The organism is Rhodospirillales bacterium (assembly GCA_018666775.1).
Lineage (GTDB): Bacteria > Pseudomonadota > Alphaproteobacteria > SMXQ01 > SMXQ01 > JABIXC01.
Window position 1 is genome coordinate 215,979 of sequence record JABIXC010000017.1, and the last position, 23,711, is coordinate 239,689.

Sequence of the window (23,711 nt, forward strand, 5' to 3'; positions counted from 1 at the left end):
TTATTGACCCAGGCAATGGCCCCATCCTTGCGAATGATGCGTCTGGTTTATTGGATGCTGTCTAGCTCCCCGCTTATAAGTTTATTGCGGAGGCGTTCATTTATAGCCTGATCATCGGGGTGCAGGATTTTTCGAAGATTTAATGTTTCCATTTCATCGTGGGAATAGCCGGTGATTTTATACATGGCATCATTGGTGATAATGGTTCTGTCATCTGGGTTCCTGACCATCATCCCAACGGAAGAATTTTGGAATGCACTGCGGAATCGTTCTTCACTTTCCTGCAACGCTTGCTCTATTTTCTTTCGCTCTGTTATGTCTGTATAGGTTTGAACCCAGCCTCCCCCTGGCATTGGCTCACGATGGTGGACATAAACAACCCCATTGAGTTGTGTGTGCTCCCGGGTGCGCATGTTGGGGTTGGCAAATCTGGTCATGGCCTCTTTTGTTAAAGTATCCACATCCCCTTCACCATAATCGCCACGTTCTGCACGGAAGCGACCGATGTCTTCAAAGGTGATTCCTGAGACCAGCAAATCAGGGGGTAAATCGAATAATTTGGTGAATTGTTCATTGTGATTTATCAAATAACCATTGCCATCAAAGATGCAAAATGCCTGAGCCATATTGCCAATAGCCGCGCGTGACAACGCAGCGCTTTCTGCTGCTTTCTGTTCTGCCTGTTTGCGTTCGGTGATGTCGGTGAAGGTTGCAATGAAGCCCCCACCGGGCATGGGGGTTCTGGAATATATATAATGGGTGCCGTCGGGGAGGGAATTTTCAACGTTTTTGACCAAGTCCATTCGGACGCTTTTCAAGCGCTCTTGCACGGTGGCTTCTATCTGCTCCGGATCATCACCCAATAATCCATTTTCCCCGTGATGGCGCACCACTGTTTCAAGGTCCGTCCCGGTCTGAATAAAATCAGGGGGAAATTTATAAAGATCAATGTATTTTTGGTTAAAGGACTGAAGCTTCAGGTCTGCATCATAGATACAAAAACCGTGGCCCATGTTTTCAAGCGCGGTTTCCAGAAGGATGGCCTTATCTGAATAAACGCGTTCTTTTTCTTTGCGTCGCGTAATGTCACGAATGGTGCCAATAAACAGGTGCCTATCTTGCAATTGCATTTCACTGACAGCAAGATCGATGGGAAAAAGCGATCCATTTTTTCGCTTACCCATGACTTCACGGGAACCAACACCAAGGATTTTACCGATGCCCGTTTTCAGGTAATTATTCAAATAACCATCATGTTGGGATGCATGATCGTGTTCCATTAACATGGCCACGTTATTGCCAATCACGTCTTCGGATTGGTAGCCGAACATTTCTTCAGACGATGCATTAAACGATTGAACCATCCCCTGTTCATCAATGGTGATGACACCATCAACGACGTTATCCAGAATGCCATGTAAAAGATGATCGCTTATGCGTCTCCCGACCGGGGATGGCAGGGTGCCCCCTGATGTCCTTTTGGTATCATCTGTCTGGGTACGATTAAGGGGATGACAATCCGTTGGGGTCTTTTTACTGGGGGCCATTAAGGTAACTTTTCCAAGAAAACAGATTTTATAAATGTATCTTATGGTCAGTTTTAGACCATGCATTGGCCTTGTGATCAAGGTTTCAAGGCTTCATAAACACATCATAACGGGTGGATTTTCCTAAAATTTGATGCGATGGGGGGGGGATTTCAGGCATTGGATCCGCGCTGCGGGGCCATTTCAGAACAACGCGATTTTTGGCGGCATTAAGGGCCGCCTTCATCAATTCAATGCTGTCTTCATCATTGCCAACGATTTGGCGCAACAAGACCATTTCTTTCTTAACCAGTGCCGATTTTTTTCGGGGTGGATGCATGGGGTCCACAAGAATGACTTCGGGCGCCATATCTGCCAAAAGGTCTTTGGCATCCCCTTTGATCAGAGTCATCCGCGCAATCACGTCTGCAACAGGGCCACCAGCCAAGGCAGCCTCGGCCATCCCCGCAACGAGCAGTGCATGCATCTGGTCCGAGCGTTCAATCAAGGTGACCTTGGCACCAAGGGATGCCAGTAAAAAGCCATCATGGCCTAACCCGGCCGTAGCATCGACAATTTTGGGCGTTTTGCCATCTTTCAGCCCAACCGCGCGTGCCAAGGCCTGTCCACGCCCGCCACCGTATTTAAACCGGTGTGCAACGGGGCCTGTGATGAAATCACAGTTCAGGCCTGTTGGGTCGAGTTTTTTGTTATTGTCTGCCATTGGCCCCTTTTTTTAACCCGAATTTATCAGAACCCTGATATTCAGATCATTATGTTTTCTTATGTTAGCAACTCAGCCCGGAAACTGGCCATGGTTTTGGCCATGTTTTTGGTTGTGGTCTTGTTATGCCCGGGGGCGCTTTTGGCGTCATCTGTCATGAAACAGGGTGAATACCATGAAATCTGTGACGCATCGGCGGCGATTGCGATGGGGATGGACCATTTCGTTGTGGCCAATGATGAAGAAAACACCCTGCGGGTTTACAAACGCGGGGTGGTGAAATCGGTCTTGGCTTACAATTTGGACGATTTTGCGAAAGCCAACCACAAACGCCCGGAAATGGACCTTGAGGGGGCAGCCAGAATTGGCAATCGGGCATACTGGATCACATCCCATGGTGCCAACAAGAATGGCAAGGATCGCCCCGGACGGCATCGGTTTTTTGCAACAAATTTGGGATTTAAAGACGGCCACCCAGTGATCACGCCCCAGGGACAGGTTTATGTTGATCTTCTCGATGATCTGGCAGCAGAACCGCGTTTGAAAAAATATGATCTGGCATATGCCGCACAGATTGCCCCAAAAGACCATGGGGGGCTCAACATTGAAGGCTTGGCCGCTTCAAAAGACGGCGGGTTGCTGATTGGGTTCAGAAACCCGTTGCCCGGTGGTAAGGCCTTGGTTGTTGCCTTAAAGAACCCTGACGGCATTATTTTTGGAAAAAAGCCCATCATTGGCGCGGTCCGGGAGCTGTCTTTGGGCGGTCTGGGCATTCGCAGCATGGATCGGGTCGGTGATACCCTATGGATCATTGCTGGCCCCCGTGATGGGGGCGAAAAATCTCGGTTGTTCACCCTGAAAGACGGGTTTGACCCCATAGATAGCGGTGTCGATTTTGGGGACCTTAACCCTGAAGCGCTTTATGTCACAAAGGCAGGTATTGGGGCCGGAATTCAGGTTTTAAGCGATGACGGCACCAGAAGGATCGATGGTTCGAAATGCAAATCCATTGAGGACAAGCGATTCCGGGCCATAGCGGTAACCCCTTTAGCCCAAAATTAGCCCCGAAACGCCCGTAGGGCTGAAAGATCAGATTGTAGGGCCAGGGTTTCAAAGGTTTCGATGAAGCCTGAAATTCGATCATTGGCCATGCCACCAAAGGAAAGGTTGGCATGGCATTTATCGATGATCGCGTCTCTGCCCAGCGGTTCTTTGGTGCCCCCGCGCAAGTAGGGCTGGAATTCGGTCATGGTAGTACCGTCTTTCAGGGTTATTTCCATGTGCCCGGTGTAATTTGCGGGGTATTCGTTATCAGGATCAACGTCGTACGCAATTTTTGAAGCCAGTTCCAAAACCTGTTTGCCGTGAATTTTTTCTTCCGAAAATTGTGCCAACCCGGCATCGCCATCGATCAATCCAATGGCCAGACAATAAGGCCCTGAAAACTTTGCCCCATACCCCGTGGGCGGGTTTTGCTTTAATTCAAGTGGTGCCCACAGGCGGTGAACGGTGCCCTCACCTACTTTGCATGAAATTGAGGCAATGGCATCGATATCGGTGATTTGATCGCGCATGCGAATGGCACAATCGACATAGGGTTGGCACATCGTGCCGCAGGCATAGGGCTTGAAAGAAAGGTTTGCCGCCTCCCAGCGCTGGCCCAGATCAGACACCAGCACGTCAAAATCGGGCTCGATAGAGGGTGCGAATGCCGTGTAAAAGCCGTGGGTGCCTTCAAAGACGGTTTTGGGGCCTATAAACCCGGCCTCAGCCATGGTGGCGGCGCGAATGCCCGACTGTGCCGCCCATCCAGCATGCATGCGTTTGGTCCAGGACCCATCTGCCAGATATTCAATGATTCCAGCGGCCATGGAACCGGCCAAGCCAAAGCCATTGGCAATTTGGTCGCGGTTTTGGCCAAGGGCGACGCCAACGGCCCCGGCTGCTGCCATGGTGCCAATGATGGCCGTTGGGTGAAACCCTGCCTTATGGGCACCGGTGCCTGTGATCTGGCCCATGCGGCACATTATTTCAATGCCTGCCACAATCCCTGTAAAGGCGCGCTCACCGGTTAAGCCCCGTGCTTCGGCGATGGCTAATACGGCGGGCACGATCACGGCCCCGGAATGCACAGGGCAGCCTTCGTATGAATTATCAAAATCTTCGCCATGGGCGGCGGTGCCGTTTATCATGGCGGCGGTGATGGCATCAAATCCCCCTGCGTGTCCCAGAACGGTTGCTTTGCCCTCACCTGATTCCCATCCTTTAACCAATGCCTGCATGTAATCGGTATCGCGTGCGGCAAAAGACAGACCAGCGGTGTCGATCAAGGTATCGATGGCACCGTTGGTTGGGGCTTCGGGAATGGATGCTGCTTCAAGGCCTTCAAGCCATTCGCCAAATTTTTCTGAAACACTGGTCATGGTTTATTGATCCAGCTTTATGACATCGGCAAGCATCGCTGCATCGGATGCGTCTTTGATGCCCCAGGCTGCTTTGATCAGGGTGTCTTTTTGGTTGTCGTCAAAGATGCCGGCGACGCAGGCTGCGGTTTTTTCTTCTAATTCTGCGTCGGTCATCGGAAAATCTGGGCCGCCGCGATAGCGTTCATCGGCATGTTCCACAAAACAGTCCCCGGATTTGGTGGTGATCTCAATTCGGGAACGAATGACATCCATGCCTTTGGCTTCGATTTCGGGGTCCAGTTCGCAGGTGATGCGCCGTTGCATGTCTTGCATTTGCGTGCCGCCAACAAATTCGTCTGTAAATTCTGCCCGCCCGGCGCGTCGGGCAATGACAACCATGGCCAACAAACCGGCCATTGAAAATTTTGCTTGAAGATGATTGGCGGCAATCGGATAGCGAATGGGGTCTAGGATATTGGAACCTGCAAAAAAGCGGATGCTTTCAACCTGGTCTGGCTTCACGTCATTGGCCTTCACAAGACGGGCCATGGCATCCATGGATTGGTGGGTCACAATACCCGATGGGTATGGCTTGATGGAAACACCCGGATCAATGATGGACCATGTTTTGCCAAAACCCTGAGATAGTTTTTCTGGATAAAACCCCCCGGTGGTGACTTGTGCGAAACCCCATGGCCCATCCAGTGCTTCGGGATCTGCATCAAAGCCCCGTTCGGCCAAAAGGGCTGCGGTGATTCCATTTTCTGCGGCGCGGCCAACATGCAAGGGTTTGGTCATGGTGCCGAAATTACAGCGAAGCCCCGCTGCAAAACTGGCGGCCATGCCGATGGCATGGCGTAATTGATCGCCCTTTAAACCCAATAATTTTGCCGCCGCCGCCGCCGCGCCAAAGGTGCCAACGGTGGCCGATGAATGAAACCCTTTGCGGTAATGATCGGTCAGCAGCCATTCAGAAATTTTGCTTTCAACCTCAACCCCGGTCACAAAGGCGGTCAGAAAATCACGACCGCTGATATTGCCAATGCGTTGCGCCATGATCAGGGATGCGGTCAAGGGCGGAATGGTTGGGTGGGTCAGCAATCCATAAATATGGCGCGGGTCCCGCGACACCTGGCTGTCATCCCAGTCATGGGCATGACCGGCGGTGGCCAACACCCGGGCAGCCAGAGGTGCCGGTGCCCGTGCATCGCCCTTTCCCAGAACCAGCGCATCGGCGCGCCCGCCTTGATCAACGGCAACATCGGCCAAAATCTGAACCGAATGCTCTGCCGTTCCGGCGACAAACAGGCCCAGCCCATCCAGCACACAGCGCGTCGCGACATGGATGGCATCATCGGGAATATCTTCAAACCGTGCGCTTTCGATAAAGGCACAGGCATCGGCTGTGACGTGGGTGTTTTCGGTTTTTTTATTCATGATGTGCCCTGTTTAAATGGGTGAAATTGTAGCAAGCAATGAAACAAATGGTTGCCTGTCCCGCAAGGGAAATAAAGCTGCTTTTATGTCTCTGTCATTAAAGGTCCCAGATCAGATATGTCGGGACAGGTTTCAAGGGTCATAATTTTATTGGCAAGTGCGCCTGCCTTGGTATCCCCCAGGATGGGATTGATGAGGTCGAGGGCCTTGTCCATGACTTCGCTTCGGTCCATTGGATTGATCGTTGTGCCGCGAACATGGGGCACATGGTGTTCCATGCGTTGTCCATCCTTGGTTAGAACGACAGTGCGGCCTTCGCGCCTTGGCAGGTCTTGGGCTGGGATAATCTGAATGCGGCCTCTCAATGCCATCACATCTGGGGCATCCATGCGTGCGTAATCATGGGAATTTTCAAACCCAACGCGGCCATCAATGACCATCACGGCAAACAGGTATTGCAGGCAGATATCGGGCATGGCGCGGTTGTCTGTGATGTCGGCCTCCATGGCCGGGACATGGGCCTCAATCGTTGCGATGTCATCTGGACCAAAATGATGTTTCCCCATCAAGTGTTCCAGTGCTGCCAGCGGCGCCTGGACGGGTGATCCGATGGACCATTTTTTAATATGGGTATCCATAATTTCAAAACGCGTTCCCAAATCCAATGACATTTCTTCGGCGTTTCCGCCTAAGGCTTCGAAAAAGTTGCGGGGTCCTGAAAACACATCTTCAACGCCGGTAAACCCGGCAGCGACCATGGTGGCCCCTGCAACCCCGTTGCGCGCCCCCATGCCACCAAAATCAAAGGCCTTTTCAATATGTTCTTCGTCTCTGGGCCAGGTTGCGATGCCAGATGCCTGTTGCGTTGTATAAGAAATCAGCCAACGGCATTGATCCGCATTCAGTTTGGCTAAAACTCCAGCGGCACCTGCTGCGCCAAACAAGGCACCGAATGAATGGGTTGAACGATGGTGTTCACCGTAAAACCGCAAGGGGTCCAGTGCCAAACCAATGCGTGCAGCCATATCATAGCCAAAGGTGACGGCGCGCAGCATTTCAGTGCCGCTTGAATTTTTACGCATGGCCATGGCAAGGGCTGCGGGAACCACGGCACAGCCGGGATGACAGAAACTGCGGGGATGGGAATCATCGGTTTCATCGGCATGGGCGCAAATGCCACCAGCAAGGGCAGCATTGACAGCGCTGGTTTTCACATCGGTGCCGGGAATCAAGGCCTGAGGCGTCCCCCCTTCTTCGCGTACATAATCGATGGCAAGGCGGCCGGGTTTTAACCGTGACCCGGAAATCATGGCGGCCATGGTGTCCAAGATGTGATGTTTGGTTTTTTCTACAACATCTTCTGCCAGCGCCGTTGAGGACACGGTTGCCATATAACTGGACAGGCGCTTCATGATGTCGCCAACGGGGTTGGTCGGATTCTCCATGGCTACTGCCCTTTTTATTATTTACGAGCCTGATTGCATCGATTTTCCCCGATATACGCCAGTTTTAATAGTGCTAATTTATATTCGCTCGCAGTTGCAGTTCTGTTGAACTTCAGCCTATGATGCCGACTGTACAGGAAGTTCATATCTTGTTTCAGGGAATGAATTTCCCAGCCCATAATTTAAAAAAGTGATCCATTGATGATCACTATAAAAACGGGAGAGGCTTATGAATATTTTAAATCGCACATTTTTATCTTTGGCGGGTGTTGCCCTTGTGGGTGGCATCGGTGCTGCAGTTGCTGCCGATAAACTGCCTTGCAAGTCCATTCAGCTGGTTATTCATTCATCTTATGGCGGTGGTACGGATGTTACCGCGCGCATGGTGTCCATTCGTGCACGGCGTTATTTGAAAAAGGACATCCAGATCGTTTCCAAACGCGGCGGTTCTGGTGCCAAGGCGCATCAATATGCCTTGTCGCGTCCCAAAGATGGCTGCACCATTCTGGCGCTGACCCAAAGCCATCTCTATACAATCGCCCGTGGCAAATCACCTTTGAAGATTGGCGATGTCGAAGGCATTGCCCGCGCAATGGATGATCCGACCTTTATTGTTGTTTCAGGCAAAGGCAAAATCAAAAACCTTTCTGATCTGATTAAGGCTTCAAAGAAGAAAGCCCTTAACTGGGGCGTTGCCCAAATCGGTGGTACCGAACATATAGCACTTGCCACCTTCGCCAAGGCAGCCGGCATCAAATACAAAGTCGTGCCTTTCGGGTCTGGTGGCAAAATGGTTCAGGCGCTTGTTTCAGGCGGCATCGATGCAACCCTTCCAAATGTCAGCGAAGTTGGCGACCGGGTTAACGATGGCACCTTCAAGGCGCTTGCTGTGATGTCAGAAAAACGTCTCGGCGGATACCCAAAGGTCCCCACCACTTTTGAAAATGGTTTCAAGGTAAAAGGCTCGACCACACGCGGGTATTGGGTTTTGAAAGGCACACCAAAATCTGCCATCAAGATTCTTTCAAAGGGAATGATCAAAGCCATGAAGCATAAAGTCTTTGCTGCTTATCTGAACAATTCAGGTCTGTCGGTTAAAGCGAGTGTTGCAGGGCCAAAGATCTGGAATGCGCATATCAAGAGCGAATATAATAATGCGTATTCTGCTTTGAAAGAACTTGGCTTGCTCAAGAAAAAGAAAAAATAATTTGGCGACGTAGAACAAAGTTGTGACTCGCCAAGACGAGAATAGTTCAAGCGTTGAATCGGGAACGGGAGAGACTCCCCGTTCCCCTTCGGCGCTTGTGCATATGTTGGATTTAAAGCTCACCGTTGTGATCTTGATCATCTGTGGCATTTTTTATTATCTGACCACGCAATTCGAAGAAGTCTCACCGCTTCTAACCCAGAACATTCCCCCTGAATGGTTCCCCCGCCTTTTGCTGTGGTCCATTGTTGTGCTCAGCGTGTCTTTGCCTTTTGAACACCGGTTCATCAAAGGTGGCAAAGAACGGCTGGATTCAGACCGGTTGCACCGCATTCCATCCATGGTGCTCATTACCATCGGGTTGTTGTCTGTTGTGGTGGCCTCGGTCTATGTGGTGGGAACATTCTTTGCCATGATTTTCGTTTGTGCTGCCCTGCCCCTTTTGTGGGGGGAACGGCGCTGGAAAATTCTGGTTCCTTACGCAATCATTTTTCCCCTGATCATCGCCTTTATTTTCACGCAAGTGCTCAGGGTTTATTTCCAGCCCGGCCTGTACGGCATTAGTTTTTAGGAAACCCAATGGAACCGCTGTTGAATGGCCTTAGCCTGATTTTTCTTGATCCGTTTAACATTATGCTAATTTTTATTGGCGTTTTGGTTGGTGTCGTTATTGGGGCGTTGCCGGGGTTAAGTTCCCCCATGGCGGTGGCATTGTTATTGCCATTTACCATTGGCCTTGAACCCATTCCGGCCATTGCCATGTTGGCATCGCTTTATTGTGCGGGCACCTTTGGGGGCTCCATTACAGCGATTTTGATCAACGCGCCGGGCGCACCACCGGCAGTTGCCACGGCCTTTGATGGCTATCCAATGGCAAAACGCGGCGAAGCCGGCCGAGCACTTGGCATGGCGGCCGTCAGTTCCGTTTGTGGCGGGGTTTTCAGCCTGGTTATTTTCTTGCTGGCAACACCGCTTTTGGCAAAGATTGCCAATCAATTTCAGCCGGCTGATTATTTTGCGCTGGCTGTTTTTGCCCTTTCCATGCTGGCATCAATCAGCGGTAAATCTTCAACGCGCAATTTGATCTCTGGCCTTGCGGGCGTTTTAATCGGGACCATCGGGATTCATCTCACCACCGGGGTGGAACGCTTTACCTTTGGCGTTGCTGACCTGACCGATGGGGTGCATTTCGTACCGGTCTTGATTGGTTTGTTTGCCATGGGAGAATTATTGACCCAATCGACGGCGGCCAATGTCGTCCTTGAACGCATTACCTCTGTCGTGGTTCGCCTGCCCAGCCGTGCAGATTTGAAAAAGGTCCGTATGACCATCCTGCGCAGCTGTGGCATTGGCACGTTCATCGGCATCCTGCCCGCCGAAGGCTCAACCATTGCTGCCATCATGGGCTATAACGAAGCCAAACGGTTTTCCAAAAACAAGGAAGAATTTGGCAAAGGTGCCATTGAAGGCATTGCCGGGCCTGAGGCTGCCAACAATGCCGCAGCCGGTGGGGCCATGGTGCCGACACTGGCGCTGGGCATTCCCGGTAGTGGGACCACGGCCATCATTTTGGCCGCATTGATCATGCATGGGCTTCGCCCAGGGCCCCATTTGATGAATGAAACCCCGCATTTTATCTACGCCATTTTCGGTGCCATGATGCTTGCGAATATCATGTTCTTGGGCATTGGTCTGGCGGGTGCAAAATTCTTTGCCCGGATCACCATGATTCCCAGAACCATCCTGTGGCCATCGGTGTTCGTTTTCTCGCTGATCGGTGCCTATGCAGGGTCATCATCGCTGTTTGATGTTTGGGTGATGTTAATTGCGGGCCTTATTGGCTTTGTCATGCTGCGCCATGGCTTTGGCCCTGCCCCCTTTGTGATGGGGTTGATTCTTGGGAAATTGATCGAAGAATCCCTGTCTCAATCGATGATCATTTTTGACAACAATTGGCTGATGTTCTTTGAACGCCCCTTTGCGGTTGGCTTTTTTGCGCTGACTATTTTGGGATTATTTTGGGGACAATTTATGCGCGGTCTTGGCTATCTTCGAAGTAAGATTGGCAAAACCCCGCTGGACCGTGGCGACTGATAACACCAGTAATTTTTAAAGGATATTTATCGTGACAAGTGATCAAGCACGTCCTCTCGATGGACAGGTGGCAATTGTAACAGGCGCTGCCCGCAATATTGGCCGGGCCATCGCTCTGGCACTCGCCAGTGAAGGTGCCGCCGTGGTCGTCAATGGCCAGACAGACATTGATGGGGTTGGTGAAACAGTTGGCATGATTGAGACTGCCGGGGGCAAGGCCTTGGCCTGCATGGCCGATGTTACCAATGAAGACGATGTTGCGCGTCTTGTGCAGACGGCGGTGGATCAATTCGGGGGTCTTAACATCGTTGTTAATAACGCAGCCCTTCGTGCACACACGCCCTTTCTTGATATTACGCTTGAGCAATGGCGCAAGGTGACAAGCGTGATTCTTGATGCGGCTTTTTTGACGTCCCGCACAGCAGCCCCCCACATGATAGAAGCAGGCAATGGGCGGATTGTTAATCTGGGTGGGTTAAGTGCGCATCTAGGTGCCAAGGAACGCCCCCATGTGATTGCGGCCAAAATGGGGGTCGTTGGCTTGACCCGTGCCATGGCCGCAGAATTGGGCGGCCACGGCATTACGGCTAATTGCGTCGTTCCAGGCGTGATCGATACCGTTCGGGGAGCCAGTGCGGGCACGGCCAGTAATCTAGATGTGCGTTCCGGCGCGCTTGTTCCGCGCATGGGGCTGCCCGAAGAAATCGCTGATATGGTGCGCCACCTGTGCATGCCAGCATCGGCCTATATTACCGGCCAAGTCATTCACGTTAATGGTGGGCGTTTCCTGACCTGATCTGTTCATCACCCTTGATCTGGGTGCGATGTATGATGCGCCGGGCCCCGGCATCAAAGCTGTCGCGCCGGTGTAAAATCCCAAGGTTCAGCCACATCAGCAAATCCCCTGCCCGCCATTGATGGCCCATGGCGAATTCCGGCCGGCTGACATGTTCCCAAAGGGCATCAAGCAATGTTTCGCTATCTGGCACCGACAGGCCGTTGATATAGGCATGGGGACGGCGGCCCAAAAACAGACAGCGCCGCCCTGTTTCCGGGTCCAGTCGCACCAGCGGGTGATGGGCACCGGGGGTGTCGCGTATATCATCTGGGGTGGTGTACCCGGTGCGCATCATTCCGGCACTGTTATGGGCGGCGTCATGAATGGCAGTCAGCCCCTCTATTTGATCCTGCAATTTTGGGCTCAGTGCGTCGTAGGCCGCAAACATATTGGCAAAATAGGTGTCGCCCCCAACATTTGGAATTTCCAGTGCATGAAGGATGGCCGCTTTTGGCGGCGAAGCGATGTAGGTCATGTCGGCATGCCACACGGCTTCGCCATCGCCTAAATTGCCGATGGGCCGGTCGTTTTCGATGACATTGGAAATGACGTTGATTTCAGGGAAATCGGGTAAAAAAACCTCGCCATATGGATTGGGGCCGGGCGGATCAAGAAGACCAAAATTTTTGCTGAAAGCCAAAAGTGCCGGGTCATCCAGTTTCTGATCACGCAGGATTAAAACAAGGTACTTATCCCAAGCGGCCTTGATTGTTTTTATTGCATCCCCATCAAGTGGCTTTGCACAATCAATGCCGGACACTTCCGCACCCAGGGCGGCATCATGGGGATGAATGGAAATGGCCATACGCGGGTCACCCTTTTGACAGATTATCTATACGCTCCAGCCTACCATAAATTGGGGCAATAGGTTATTCTGTGGTTTATCTTGAGCGTCAACGAAATGCATCTAAAAGACCAAAGGGTAGCAAATGACTGACAAAAATGTTCTTCCGCCCATCACCGAAGCGGTTGCCGGTTTTATCACAGGAACTGAATACAAAGACCTGCCGGGTGATGTGGTTGAGCTGGGCAAAAAACACATCCTTGATGGCTTGGGGTTGGCAATTGCTGGGTCTAGCGTTGAGAGTGGAAAAATTGTCCAAGCGCATCTAGGTGGTCTTGGGTGTTCCGGTTCATCTTTGGTGATTGGCACTGCCATGCGAACCGCGCCCCGGTTTGCCGCCTTTGCCAATGGCGTTGCCATCCATGCCGAAGATTATGACGACACCCAATTGGCCGTTGCCAAAGACCGTGTTTATGGATTGCTGACCCACCCCACCGCACCGGCGTTGCCTGCGGCATTGGCCGTGGCGGAACAGATGGATGCGGACGGCCCAGCTTTGATGCTGGCGTATCATTTGGGGGTTGAGGTTGAATGCAAAATAGCGGAAGCGATTAACCCCCGCCATTATCAGGAAGGATTTCATTCCACAGCAACGTGTGGCACTTTTGCGGCCGCTGCGGGGGTTGCCAAATTAATGGGGCAATCAAAAGAACAGGTCCGGCAGTCTCTTTCAATTGCGGGCAGTCAATCTGCGGGGCTTCGGGAAAATTTTGGCACCATGACCAAGCCGTTCCATGCGGGGCGTTCATCGGAAAGTGGCGTTGTTGCCGCAGAATTTGCAGCCAATGGCTGGACCGCAACGGATATTATTTTAGAAGCCCCCCGTGGCTTTTTCAGGGCCGCCGGCGGTGGGTTTGATGAAACCGCCATTCAGAACAAACTGGGCCATCCCTGGACGTTTTCTGAACCGGGCATTTCCATCAAGCCCCATCCTTCGGGGTCTTTGACCCATCCGGGGATGACAAAAATGATGGAACTGATTCTGGAACACGATATTCGCCCAGAACAGGTGGCATCGGTAAAGGTGGGCACCAACCAGAACATGCCCAATGCGTTAATTCATCACCGCCCAAATGATGAACTTCAGGCGAAATTCTCCATGGAATTTTGTATGGCCATTCTTTTGCTGGAACGTCGCGGGGGCTTAAATGAATTCACCGTCGATGCGGTTCACCGTGCGGATGTGAAAGCAATGATCGAAAAGGTGGATTTCGGGGTTCACCCCGAAGCAGAAGCCGCAGGCTATGACAAGATGACCACCATCATCGATATCACCCTGGTTGATGGCCGCGAAATCACCGGGCGATCTGATTTTGGCAGGGGCAGTCCGGCATTTCCCATGGATTACATGGCCGTGGCAGACAAGTTCCGCGAATGTGCGGAATTTGCTCGCTTTCCAACAAAACAAGCTGAGGCAATCGTTAAACAGGTTACCAATTTGGATGGTCTTGGCCATGTTCGGGAATTGACGGATTTGCTGGTGCGTTAAACGCTTTTCCCTGTTTTCAAGGGCTGATAGGATAAATACAGATAACACATAAAATAATAGGGGGACCAACAATGTCTGAAGCAATCGACATGGACAAAACGGCTACCGGCAGCGGGGCCTATGCATCATCGAATATCACCCATCTTTCAAAGATTGATGTGACGGGTGCGGGCCAGGTCAGCATTCAGGGGCAATACGCCTATCTTGGCTATATGTATGGGCCAGAAGGCACGTCTATCGTTGATATTTCAGACCCTCGTGATCCCAAAATTATTTCGACCGTAATGTTGGAAAACGATCAATCCCATTCCCACAAGGTGCGCGTCATTGATGACATCATGGTGGTCAACAGTGAATGGAAAGGCACCATCCGCGAAGGCTATGAAGATGGCGGTGTGCGCATCTATGACATTTCCGATAAAGCCAACCCAAAGCTGATCACCTTTTTGAAAACCTTTGGCAAGGGTGTGCATCGTTTTGATATGGATGAAAACTATCTGTATCTGTCGACCGAGGTTGAAGGCTTCACCGGCAATATTCTGGCCATTTATGATTTTAAAAATCCCGCCTCTCCGGATTTGGTGTCCCATTGGTGGATGCCGGGCCAAAACACGGCCGGTGGTGAAACCCCACACCCCAAGGGTAAGGAACATCGCCTGCATCACGCCCTACGTTTCGAAGACGAACTTTATGCAGGCTTTTGGGGATCAGGTTTCGGCACCATTGATATCAGCGACATCACAAAGCCCAAAACAATGGCGACCTATGATGTGCATCCCCCGGCATTGGAACCCAGCCACACGTTGTTGCGTGTCCCCTTCCCCGTTGGCGGACGGAACATTGCATTGGCCACCGATGAAGAACGGACCAATCGCGGCGATGATGATGGCAAACCCCATGCACCGTTCTATGTTTTTGATGTAACCGATCGCTCTGAAATGAAACTGCTGAGCACCTATCATGTTGCTGAGGAAGCATCGCCCTACCATGGGGATGGGATTCGGTTTGGAGCGCATCAGTTGCGCGAAACCATTGATGATACGCTGGCTTATGTCACCTGGTTTGCGGCAGGGTTGCGCATCCTTGATTTTTCCGATCCGGAAAATATCACCGAAGCCGGGTTCTTCATCCCGCCGCCGGGTAAAAATCAGGCATCACCTTTGACCAATGATGTGCAAATGGATGATCGCGGCCTGATTTACACCACCGATAAAGCCCGTGGTTTTGACGTCATTGAAATGAAGCGATAGACGCAATCAGCCGGGATTGACCGCGCTGATGACCCAGGAACTGGAATCCAGAACAATCCCTTCAGAGGTTTGATATTTGACCAGCTCTGCCTTGAATGCTGCATCAATTTCATCGTGGCGTTCAATGGCTTCATCACCGGCTTCGCGGTAAACCTCGCCTGCGGGGCCGACGGCCAACTGGAATGCAATGGCATCATCCAGTGAATTGCCAACCATCAAGGGCGCATCGACGCGCTTGAATTCGATATCGGTATAACCCGAGACCTCAAGCTGTTTGGTGACCATTTCCTGATCGGCCATGGAAAATGGCCCCGGCCCGCAAGACCGCCCGTCATCACCGGGTGCGGGCAGGATTTTCAAGATTATATCTTTGGGCAAACCAAGCCACGGGTTATCCGCAGCCGTGCGCCACACGATCATGGTCATAATGCCGCCCGGTTTCAGGCTGGCGCGCATGTTGCGCAGGCCAGCAACCGGGTTTTCAAAAAACTGCGTTCCAAACCGTGAAAAACAAAAATCATAATCAGAATCGAATTGATGACTTTGGGCATCGGCCACCTGAAATTTAACATTGTCAGCCCCGGCTGCTTTGGCATCATCACTGGCAATATTGGTGAAGCCATCACAACAATCAATGCCCAGAACAGTCCCTTTTGGTCCGACAATTGTGCCAAATTGTATGGCGGTGTCGCCAAAGCCGCAGCCAACATCCAAAACCTTGTCGCCGTCTTTGACACGAAGGGTGGGAAATATCTTTTCACTGTGATGGCTCAAACCACCAACGAGGATATGGCGGTATTTGACGAATTTTGGAACCAGAACTTCGTTCCAGAATGCGACAAATTCGGTCATTTCCTGTGTTTCTTCAGATGCGCTTATGATGTGATTCCCCCGGTTTTTCTGGTTCTTGTGAGGCAATTTTAGCAGATTGATAAAAAGCTTCAAAGTCAGACTTTTGGTGCATTTTTTTGCCCACATTTGGCCGATAAACGCATATTGTATCCATCCCCGCCCAAACAATGGGCAATATTTATCCCTTAAGGGCTTCCAACTTGCGTTCCACCGAAGAAAAGCCAATTCCAGGCCGCATTCAAGCCATGGTTTATGCCGTAGCTTTCTTTGCGGGCAGCCAGTTTCCGATGATTTCAGTGATTATGCCGCTTTGGGCACTGGAACTGAATGCATCCCCCATTCTGATTGGGTTGATTATTTCCAGCCGCCAAATCCTGGTGGTGGCTTTTTCCATACACTCTGGCGCCTTGTTGGACCGATTTGGGCCACGCGGCGTGATTGTGGTTATGGGTGCCATCAGTGCGGTGCTGCTTTCATTCTATCCTGCCTTTCCCATGATCTGGGCCGCCATCTTGTTGCAGATGATTTCAGGGTATGCCGAAACAACCAACTGGATCGGTGCCCAGATGCTGGTTGGGCATCTTTTGGGTGGCAAACCCGTTTATGCTGGGCGCATGACCGCATCAACCCGTCTGGGTGGATTCTGTGCGCCGGTTTTGGTTGGGTTCTCGTGGGAACTCTTTGGGCCAGTCGCCGGGTTCGGGTTTGCCGGTCTTTGGGTGGCCGCAGGTGTTGTTTTAGCGTGGTTCTTGCCCAACAAGCCGTTTCATGCGTCTGATAAGGCGGATGCAACCCCGGACCTAGAAGCCATTGAAGAAGCCAAACACAAAGCCAGCATCCTTCCAAAAATGTCTGATTACGTCACCACCTTGCGGCTTTTGCTGCTGCCTGCGGTGGCACTGGTGATATGTGCCACGTTTATGCGCCAAGCCGGTTCCGGGGTTCAATCTTCATTTTATGGGGTATGGCTGAAAGAGATCGGATTTACCGCAGGCACCATTGGGCTTTTGATTGGCATGAGCAATGGTGTCTCTGCGGTGGCGGCCCTTACGATTGGGCCATTGACGCGGGTTTTTGCCCCCCACAAATTGTTGATCGCCATGACGATGTTGGCCGTAGTCGCTATCGCCGTTACCCCGTTGCTGGCAACATTTTGGATGCTGTCGATCGCCATTTGCTTCCGTGGCATTGGCCAGGGTTTGAATTTCCCATTGATGCTCAGCATTGCCCTTCAGGCGGTTTCCCCCAATGTTCAGGGGCGTGTTGTTGCCATGCGCACCCTATTCAACAAATTTGGCGGTGCTTTGGTTCCCCTCTTCATGGGGGCAATGGCCGAATTTATCGGGATTGAAAATTCGTTTTACGTGATGGGCGTGATTGGTGTTGTCGCGCTTTCAGGCCTTGGAATTTGGACTGGGCGCTCCCCTGCTTTTGCCAAAGGTGCGACATAACATCCTTTACGGTTTGATGAAGGGGTCCATTTTTGGGGTGATGCCGCTTTTTGCCAGCGCTTCGGTATAAATTTTGTGAATGCGCGGGTTTTGATCTTCGTATTCGATCTGGTTGCCGCCTTGTTTCACATCCTTATCGATGCCTTGGTAAATTTTCCACATATTCTGGGTAAAGGGATAGCGCACGCTTCCATGCCCGATAGCAAGATAGCGAACAGGGTCAGTCCCTGTGTTGAAATGTTGGTGGAACATCATGTCAGGGGGAGCAAAGACCCAGCCATGGCTCCAGTCAACGCGCGTAAAATCATCTTCGCCTTCATACCAAAGTAGTGAATAGCCATCCCCTGCCACACAATAGACATGGACATCGGGGCCATGACGGTGGGCTTTTTTATAGGTCCCTACTGGCATTTCAGAAATATGGGCATGCAAAATACCATCGGCCAAAATCAATTGGATGTGTGATCCACCCGCACCACGGGCGGCCCATTTTTCGAGTTGCAGGTCGGTGCTATCTGGAATGAAATTGGTTTCCCACATGTGTTTTCCAGCGCGCACGGGCACAAAATCGCCGTCACCCGTGAAATGGCTTGATGCGCCCTCTCTCTCTGGAAAAGGAACGGGATTATCAAACACAAAACTTTCGCTGTGAAACAGGTTCAAAACGGCAGGCAGATTGGACGACACGGCAATCCTTGCCGGTTCACGGCCTGAGCCATTGAAATGTTGATAGGTCGCGTTCAGAGGTGGCGCAAAGACGCTGTTGGGGCCCCATTCAAAATTGTGCTGTTTGCCGGCACTATCGGTGACCGTTGTGGAACCGTGACCTGAAAGCACATAAACCGCTTCTTCGTAAAGATGCTTGATGGGGGTTGAAGACCCGCCCGCAGGGATTTCAAGGACAAAGACGGTCATGAAATCGCCGCGTCCTTTTACATGGGCGATGCAGCCATTAAGCCCGAACCTTGGCCATGGACGGGTTTCCAGGGCCTGGAGGTCAAAACCAAAATCCTCATAAATGGGAACCCCTTCCTGTTTGCTCCAGTCAAGATAGGGATCGACCATAAATTTACCCTCAGGGGGGGCTGTTTCCTCTGTCCCTACTCTGGGAGGCGTCGGTGGTGAATTCGTCATTGGGCTATTCTTCCTCGCTGGTTTTCTTTTTCTTCTTCTTTTCATCATCATCATCGAGGATTGAAAATATGCTGCCAAGGGTCGTTGGTGGTGGTTCGTCCGATGTTGATGGTTCTGTGTTTGTAAAGTCAGTTCCGGTTTCAATGTCTTTAAATTCGGGTTCGTCTTCCGTTTGAATGGGTTCCTCTGCCTCAACCTTTTTGGGCTTGGGTGCTTTTTTTACAACCGTGTTCGCTTTGATGGAAACCTTTATTTTTTTCGGCTCTTCTGTTTTGGGTTCTTCTTTTGGCGGCGTTTTCAACCCAGAGATGGCGCGCTTCAGGAAATCCGGTTTTTTTGGTGGCCGTGGCGGGGCTTTTCGTTTTGCTGGCGGACCCAGGGCTTTCCATGGTGCCAGTGCGCCGGTTTTGCTGACTTTGAATAAAAGGAAATCACGCCCCCCATTGCCCGTGGAATCCGTGGCGCCGGTGATGATAAAGCCACCATCACTGGTTTCCAGCCCGGCAGTGGCAAGATCAAAACCATCATGGCCGTAAACGCGTTGCCATTTTTGTTTGCCAGAGAAATCGATTGCCAGAAGAAGGATATCGGTATTTTTGCGATTTCCCCATCCCTGAAAGCCAAGAACAAGATGCCCGCCCTTACGGGCGATGATGGCGGCAACGGATGCAAAGGGCTTTTTGGTTTTACATGCGAAATTTTGGACCGCAGAAATTTTTTCTGCATTTGGAGGGGTGGCGCTTTTGGAAAAGCTTTCCCGCAAGACGCGTTTAGCATGGGCCGAACAAAATTCTTTGGCCTTAACGGGTGCCGGGTTTTTCGCAACCCGTGATCGCCGCCATTGAAGGTTGCCCTGTTTGTCCAGTTTTAAAATCAGCAGTCTGTTTCCCTCGTGCCCTGCGGCAACGATGCCGCCGTCTGGCGCTGCGGATACCGTCGAAATCCGCAGGCTTCCGGCACCTGTGGCTTTTATGCGTTTGGACCATTTTTCTTTACCCTTCGCATCAATGCGAAGGATATAGCCATCCGTTCGGGTGGCGCGGGCACTGCTGCGTGCGATGCCAACTAAAATGACATCATCATTGCCAAGAACGGTTGCGTCGGTAATTTCATGCCAACGCGGCGCTCGGTCATGGCCGTAAACATCCTTGCGAATGGTTTTGCCATCAGGCGTGATGCGCAGAACAAAGGGAAGCCTTGGGCCTGGTGCCCTTTTCTTCGCGGCTTCTTTTTTCTTCGGCGATTGCTTGGTGCCACCGATGATCTCTGTGCCAATGGTCAGGATGTTGCCAGCATTCGTCCGGCGCACGATGCCTCCCGCGCCATCATCGGATTTTGCAAAGGCAGTGATCCACGGTTTTCCTTCATGATTGTTAACCGGCCTTCCCTTGGCATCTGTGCGCAGCGCAATCTGGAACCCTTTGTGGATGCCACCCAGAAGAAAGCCATCAGCACTGGTTTTGTCCTTGGAAATTATCTCTGCAGATCGGAGTGAGCCATCTTTGGATGGCCCGCCAAGGGGGCTGAACCATGCCATACGCCCTTTTGGGTCCACCCCGGTAAGCCAGGGGATATGCCCGCCGATTTTGGGTTTCTTCTTATTTTTATCATTTTTATCTGTTTTTGCGGCCTCTTTTTCAGGGCTGCTTCCGCGCTGATATGCCCCGGCAATAACAAACCCGCCTTTGGCATCTCGTGCCAGTGCCCAGGCAATGTCATCTTTGGCTCCGCCAAGTGTTTTGACGGCCCCTAGCCAAAGGTTGCGGGAATCGATGTTCTTTTCATAGGCCCCTAGGGCTTTGCCCCATAGAACCTGCATTTTTTTCAACGTGCCTTTTTGGGCGGCTGTTTGCGTGCGTTTGCTTTCCAGTGCGACAAACAAGGCAATGGCCGCTTTGTAATGGGCACCCTTGCGCCCGGCCGTGTTGAGGTAATCAACCAAAGGAACGCGTGCTTTTTTCCATTGTTTGGTCTGGAAATAGGCATGCCCTTCCTGGAACTTGAGTGTGTCTCCCAAAGGCAGTCCGGTTTCCCGCAATTTTGATATGAATGCGATGACGTTATGGTGATTGTTGTCAGCAATGGCCTTGTCCAACTGATGCTTAAGGACATCAAATTGTACTTCAGGTCTAAGCCCGCCCGGATTAACGGCGGGTTTTTCATTCTGTTCAATGTCTTGCGCAACATCTGTAATGTCTGGCTTGGGGACTTGCCCGATGGCAGAATTAGGCCATGCCATCTGCAAGGCCAAAGCGATAACAATGATTGAGCTGAGCTGAGCCCCTGCTCCACTGACCTTGATTTCAGAATTTGGCACGCGGGAAATCCCTATAATACTGAGCTGAGGCCCAGATTGAATCATGATACGGGCTGCCTGGGAAGCCCCCTTAAGCTTTTAAGGTGTAGGATATATCTCATGATTTCAAGAGATGATCTACCCATTGGCCCCGGTGCCTATGCATTGGCAATAAAGATAGAGACCCCTGTGTCTCTGCTTTTGCCCAGCATGCCATCCATTAAGATTCCGCCTGGATGCCATATTTATTGTGGCAGTGCCCGAGGGCCGGGCGGCATTCGGGCAAGGGTTGGGCGACATTTGATGCATGAAAAAAAAGTGCGCTGGCACGTTGACCAGCTAACAATCCCCGGTGAAATCATTGCTGTGCTGGTGGCAGCTCACAGCTCGCATAGCAATGACCAAACGGAATGTGACCTTTTGGAACGGGTTTTGGCATGTGTCGGGAGCAAAATTCCCGTTTCAGGTTTTGGCAGCAGCGATTGTAAAATATGTCCAGCCCACCTTGTTACTTTGGCGCCGGATACTTCGCTTGCGGGCATCATGATGGCAAATGAAGTGTTGCTTGGAGGATAAGCAGGTGTCAGTCGGTGATGGCCTGATCGATGTTGCTGCTTTCGGTGTCGGCGGCCTCCATATCTGCTTCAGACAAGTCCGCTCCAACAAGATCAGCGCCATTAAGATTGGCTTCTTTTAAATTGGCGTAGCTGAGGTCCGCATAACGGAGATTTGCCTCTTCCAAATTAACGGCCCACATGCGCGACGTTTCACCATCACCGGGTTGCCAGATGGTGGCTGGGCCAAGATTGGCACGGCGCAGGCTGGCCCGTTGCAGGTTGGCACCCTTTAAATTGGCCCCCATAAGATCGGCCATAAATAGATCGGCATTGGAAATATCTGCACCTGAAAGATCGGTGAGCAGAAAATGGCAGTATGAAAGTATGGCACCGCTGAGGTTTGCCCTGGAAAGATTGGCGCCATTAAAATTCAGGCGTTTGAAATCGGCATTATGCAGGTCCAGCCCATGCAGGTCTGCGCGATGGCCTTGTTGGCCGTTGCTGTTGATCCATTCTTCGTGGTCTTTCAGAATTGCTTGAATATCGGCAGGCAAGTCTTCAAGTTTTCTACGCTGAACAGTGTCATCTAAATTAATGCCGGAGAAATGAGCGGCCATCTGGTCTGGATCATCAACCTGTGCACCGCTTAAATCAGCACCTTCAAAAATAGCATTGGCAAGATTGGCCCCACTTAGATTCGCCCCGGCTAGATTTGCGCCAGAAAAATCAGCATCGGACAGATCCGCATCTGCAAGATTGGCCTCTTGTAGATCGGCTTCGATCATTTCTACGTTGGAAAAATTCGCACCCTTTGCAGACATTGAACCCATTTTCGCTTCAGACAGATTCGCATTGTTCAATTTTGCCCCATCAAGACGGGCGAACGTCAGGTCGGTTCTGGGGTCTGTGCTTTCATTTTCAAGAAATTTCCCTGCACGAAGGTCCGCATCCATCAGGTTTGCATCCGTTAGCTTGGCCCCATGAAGGTTTGCCCCTTTCAGGTCTGATCGTTCCAGATTGGCCCGTGACAGATTGCAAAATTGAAAATCTGCCCTGAATAGATCAGCATTGGATATATCCGCATTGCTCAGGATAGATCGATTGAAATTGGCTGCAGCGCCGATAATTTTCTGAAGATTTACACTATTAAGATCAAGACCGGATATATCCGCACCTGATAAATCAGCACGAATGCCTTCAGGCTTTCCCAAAAGAAAGTCTGCGTGACTGCTTAGTGTTTGGGCTAATCCCCCCAAGGCCATTTTTTTCGAACTCCTTACAAAATGCTATCTACTGAATACGGTTTCGGATATTAAAACTGCCCCTAAATGAGGCTTGATTCCTTAATGCAGCCTTTATATTCGATACAGTTTTATATAATTCATTATAAATATATAATTAAGGAAGATATTTTTTATAGATGATTTTCTATAGATGATTTTCTAGTGTGATCAGGTATCAAGAAAGCGCGCCTTTTTTAACCTGAGATCAGCCATGTTTATTGACGTCTATTCTGACCCCGTTTGTCCGTGGTGTTTTATTGGCCACCAAAGGCTGGCAACAGCGTTGGGCATGGCCGGTCTTTGTGATGGCAAAGATGGGCTGGCAGTGCGATGGCAGGTGTTTCAGTTAAATCCTACAATGGCCGCAGGCGGCATGGACCGGAAGGCGTATCTCAGCGCTAAATTTGGCTCACCTGTCCGGGCCCAATCGGTTTATGGCACCATCCATTCAGAGGGAATTCGCGAAGGCATCGCCTTTGCGTTTGATCGTATCAAGCGCACCCCAAACACCCTTGATGCCCACCGGTTAATGCGCCTTGCATCGCGATCTGGCCGTGGGTCAAGCGTTGCAGAAGGATTGTTTTCTGCTTATTTCCTCGAAGGCCGTGATATTGGAGATCATGGGGTCTTGTCAGATATCGGGCAGACCTGCGGGATCGAATTAATAGATACGGCGCCAGAGATTTTATCGGTGGCAGATTATTTGGCCAGTTCAGAAGATGCAGATGATGTTCGCCGTGAGGATGCTGCAGCCCGGGCACGGGGGATTAGCGGTGTCCCCTTTTACGTTTTTGATGAACGTCTTTCCATTTCCGGTGCGCAATCGCCGGAAGTTCTTGCCCGTGCCATTGAATTGGCCAACCAATATTCTTGAAAATT

At 51.2% G+C, this 23,711-nt stretch carries 20 protein-coding genes; 10 read left to right on the forward strand and 10 right to left on the reverse strand.

Annotated features, from left to right (window positions below; translation table 11 throughout):
- Positions 1 to 47 precede the first annotated feature (47 nt).
- Both HOJ08_09020 and HOJ08_09025 read right to left on the reverse strand, forming a co-directional pair.
- Complete coding sequence (locus HOJ08_09020; GenBank protein ID MBT5673574.1) at positions 48 to 1,547, reverse strand: PAS domain S-box protein; 1,500 nt, start codon at positions 1,545 to 1,547, stop codon at positions 48 to 50.
- 85 nt (positions 1,548 to 1,632) lie between these two features.
- Positions 1,633 to 2,250, reverse strand: coding sequence for a class I SAM-dependent methyltransferase (locus tag HOJ08_09025; protein ID MBT5673575.1), 618 nt, complete (start codon positions 2,248 to 2,250; stop codon positions 1,633 to 1,635).
- 90 nt (positions 2,251 to 2,340) lie between these two features.
- Here HOJ08_09025 and HOJ08_09030 point away from each other — a divergent pair, with 90 nt between their 5' ends.
- Positions 2,341 to 3,312, forward strand: a complete 972-nt coding sequence (locus HOJ08_09030) for a DUF3616 domain-containing protein (protein MBT5673576.1) — start codon at positions 2,341 to 2,343, stop codon at positions 3,310 to 3,312.
- Here the strand turns inward: HOJ08_09030 and HOJ08_09035 are convergent.
- From HOJ08_09035 to HOJ08_09045, 3 genes are all read right to left on the reverse strand, one after another.
- Positions 3,309 to 4,673 (reverse strand): MmgE/PrpD family protein, encoded by a 1,365-nt coding sequence (locus tag HOJ08_09035; protein ID MBT5673577.1) that lies wholly within the window; start codon positions 4,671 to 4,673, stop codon positions 3,309 to 3,311. The two genes, HOJ08_09030 and HOJ08_09035, sit on opposite strands and share 4 nt — an antisense overlap.
- Positions 4,674 to 4,676: 3 nt before the next feature.
- A complete protein-coding gene (locus HOJ08_09040) occupies positions 4,677 to 6,092 on the reverse strand; it encodes an MmgE/PrpD family protein (GenBank protein ID MBT5673578.1) in 1,416 nt (471 codons plus the stop codon).
- Positions 6,093 to 6,175: 83 nt separating this feature from the next.
- A complete protein-coding gene (locus HOJ08_09045) occupies positions 6,176 to 7,537 on the reverse strand; it encodes an MmgE/PrpD family protein (protein MBT5673579.1) in 1,362 nt (453 codons plus the stop codon).
- A gap of 229 nt (positions 7,538 to 7,766) precedes the next feature.
- Here HOJ08_09045 and HOJ08_09050 point away from each other — a divergent pair, with 229 nt between their 5' ends.
- The 4 genes from HOJ08_09050 to HOJ08_09065 all read left to right on the forward strand — a co-directional run bounded on the left by HOJ08_09050 (position 7,767) and on the right by HOJ08_09065 (position 11,634).
- Positions 7,767 to 8,744 carry a tripartite tricarboxylate transporter substrate binding protein gene (locus HOJ08_09050; GenBank protein MBT5673580.1) on the forward strand — a complete coding sequence of 326 codons (978 nt, stop codon included), beginning with the start codon at positions 7,767 to 7,769 and terminating at the stop codon, positions 8,742 to 8,744.
- 103 nt (positions 8,745 to 8,847) lie between these two features.
- The gene (locus HOJ08_09055; protein ID MBT5673581.1) at positions 8,848 to 9,315 is read left to right on the forward strand and encodes a tripartite tricarboxylate transporter TctB family protein; all 468 of its coding nucleotides are present in this window, start codon (positions 8,848 to 8,850) and stop codon (positions 9,313 to 9,315) included.
- Between the two features lie 8 nt (positions 9,316 to 9,323).
- Positions 9,324 to 10,838: a C4-dicarboxylate ABC transporter permease gene (locus HOJ08_09060; protein MBT5673582.1), complete on the forward strand. Its 1,515-nt coding sequence runs from the start codon at positions 9,324 to 9,326 to the stop codon at positions 10,836 to 10,838.
- Positions 10,839 to 10,869: 31 nt separating this feature from the next.
- Positions 10,870 to 11,634, forward strand: coding sequence for an SDR family oxidoreductase (locus HOJ08_09065; protein ID MBT5673583.1), 765 nt, complete (start codon positions 10,870 to 10,872; stop codon positions 11,632 to 11,634).
- Here the strand turns inward: HOJ08_09065 and HOJ08_09070 are convergent.
- On the reverse strand, positions 11,609 to 12,481 hold the full coding sequence (locus HOJ08_09070) for a TauD/TfdA family dioxygenase (protein MBT5673584.1): 873 nt from the start codon (positions 12,479 to 12,481) through the stop codon (positions 11,609 to 11,611). The two genes, HOJ08_09065 and HOJ08_09070, sit on opposite strands and share 26 nt — an antisense overlap.
- A gap of 124 nt (positions 12,482 to 12,605) precedes the next feature.
- Between HOJ08_09070 and HOJ08_09075 the strand changes: the two genes are divergently transcribed.
- Both HOJ08_09075 and HOJ08_09080 read left to right on the forward strand, forming a co-directional pair.
- Complete coding sequence (locus tag HOJ08_09075; GenBank protein ID MBT5673585.1) at positions 12,606 to 14,009, forward strand: MmgE/PrpD family protein; 1,404 nt, start codon at positions 12,606 to 12,608, stop codon at positions 14,007 to 14,009.
- Positions 14,010 to 14,080: 71 nt separating this feature from the next.
- Complete coding sequence (locus HOJ08_09080; GenBank protein ID MBT5673586.1) at positions 14,081 to 15,259, forward strand: RNA polymerase subunit sigma-70; 1,179 nt, start codon at positions 14,081 to 14,083, stop codon at positions 15,257 to 15,259.
- A 6-nt stretch (positions 15,260 to 15,265) separates the two neighbouring features.
- Here HOJ08_09080 and HOJ08_09085 read toward each other — a convergent pair whose 3' ends face one another.
- Positions 15,266 to 16,237, reverse strand: a complete 972-nt coding sequence (locus HOJ08_09085; GenBank protein MBT5673587.1) for a class I SAM-dependent methyltransferase — start codon at positions 16,235 to 16,237, stop codon at positions 15,266 to 15,268.
- Positions 16,238 to 16,311: 74 nt separating this feature from the next.
- Here HOJ08_09085 and HOJ08_09090 point away from each other — a divergent pair, with 74 nt between their 5' ends.
- On the forward strand, positions 16,312 to 17,562 hold the full coding sequence (locus HOJ08_09090; protein MBT5673588.1) for an MFS transporter: 1,251 nt from the start codon (positions 16,312 to 16,314) through the stop codon (positions 17,560 to 17,562).
- Between the two features lie 6 nt (positions 17,563 to 17,568).
- Here HOJ08_09090 and HOJ08_09095 read toward each other — a convergent pair whose 3' ends face one another.
- Entirely contained in the window at positions 17,569 to 18,627 is a 1,059-nt protein-coding gene (locus tag HOJ08_09095) for a hypothetical protein (protein MBT5673589.1), read from the reverse strand.
- Between the two features lie 73 nt (positions 18,628 to 18,700).
- Positions 18,701 to 21,013 carry a hypothetical protein gene (locus HOJ08_09100; GenBank protein ID MBT5673590.1) on the reverse strand — a complete coding sequence of 771 codons (2,313 nt, stop codon included), beginning with the start codon at positions 21,011 to 21,013 and terminating at the stop codon, positions 18,701 to 18,703.
- Positions 21,014 to 21,112: 99 nt separating this feature from the next.
- On the opposite strand from HOJ08_09100, the gene HOJ08_09105 reads away from it, so the two are divergent.
- Positions 21,113 to 21,568: a GIY-YIG nuclease family protein gene (locus tag HOJ08_09105; GenBank protein ID MBT5673591.1), complete on the forward strand. Its 456-nt coding sequence runs from the start codon at positions 21,113 to 21,115 to the stop codon at positions 21,566 to 21,568.
- Between the two features lie 7 nt (positions 21,569 to 21,575).
- Here the strand turns inward: HOJ08_09105 and HOJ08_09110 are convergent, their stop codons facing one another.
- Positions 21,576 to 22,760, reverse strand: a complete 1,185-nt coding sequence (locus HOJ08_09110) for a pentapeptide repeat-containing protein (protein MBT5673592.1) — start codon at positions 22,758 to 22,760, stop codon at positions 21,576 to 21,578.
- Positions 22,761 to 23,043: 283 nt separating this feature from the next.
- Between HOJ08_09110 and HOJ08_09115 the strand changes: the two genes are divergently transcribed.
- Positions 23,044 to 23,706 (forward strand): DsbA family oxidoreductase, encoded by a 663-nt coding sequence (locus HOJ08_09115; protein ID MBT5673593.1) that lies wholly within the window; start codon positions 23,044 to 23,046, stop codon positions 23,704 to 23,706.
- The last annotated feature ends 5 nt before the right edge of the window (positions 23,707 to 23,711 follow it).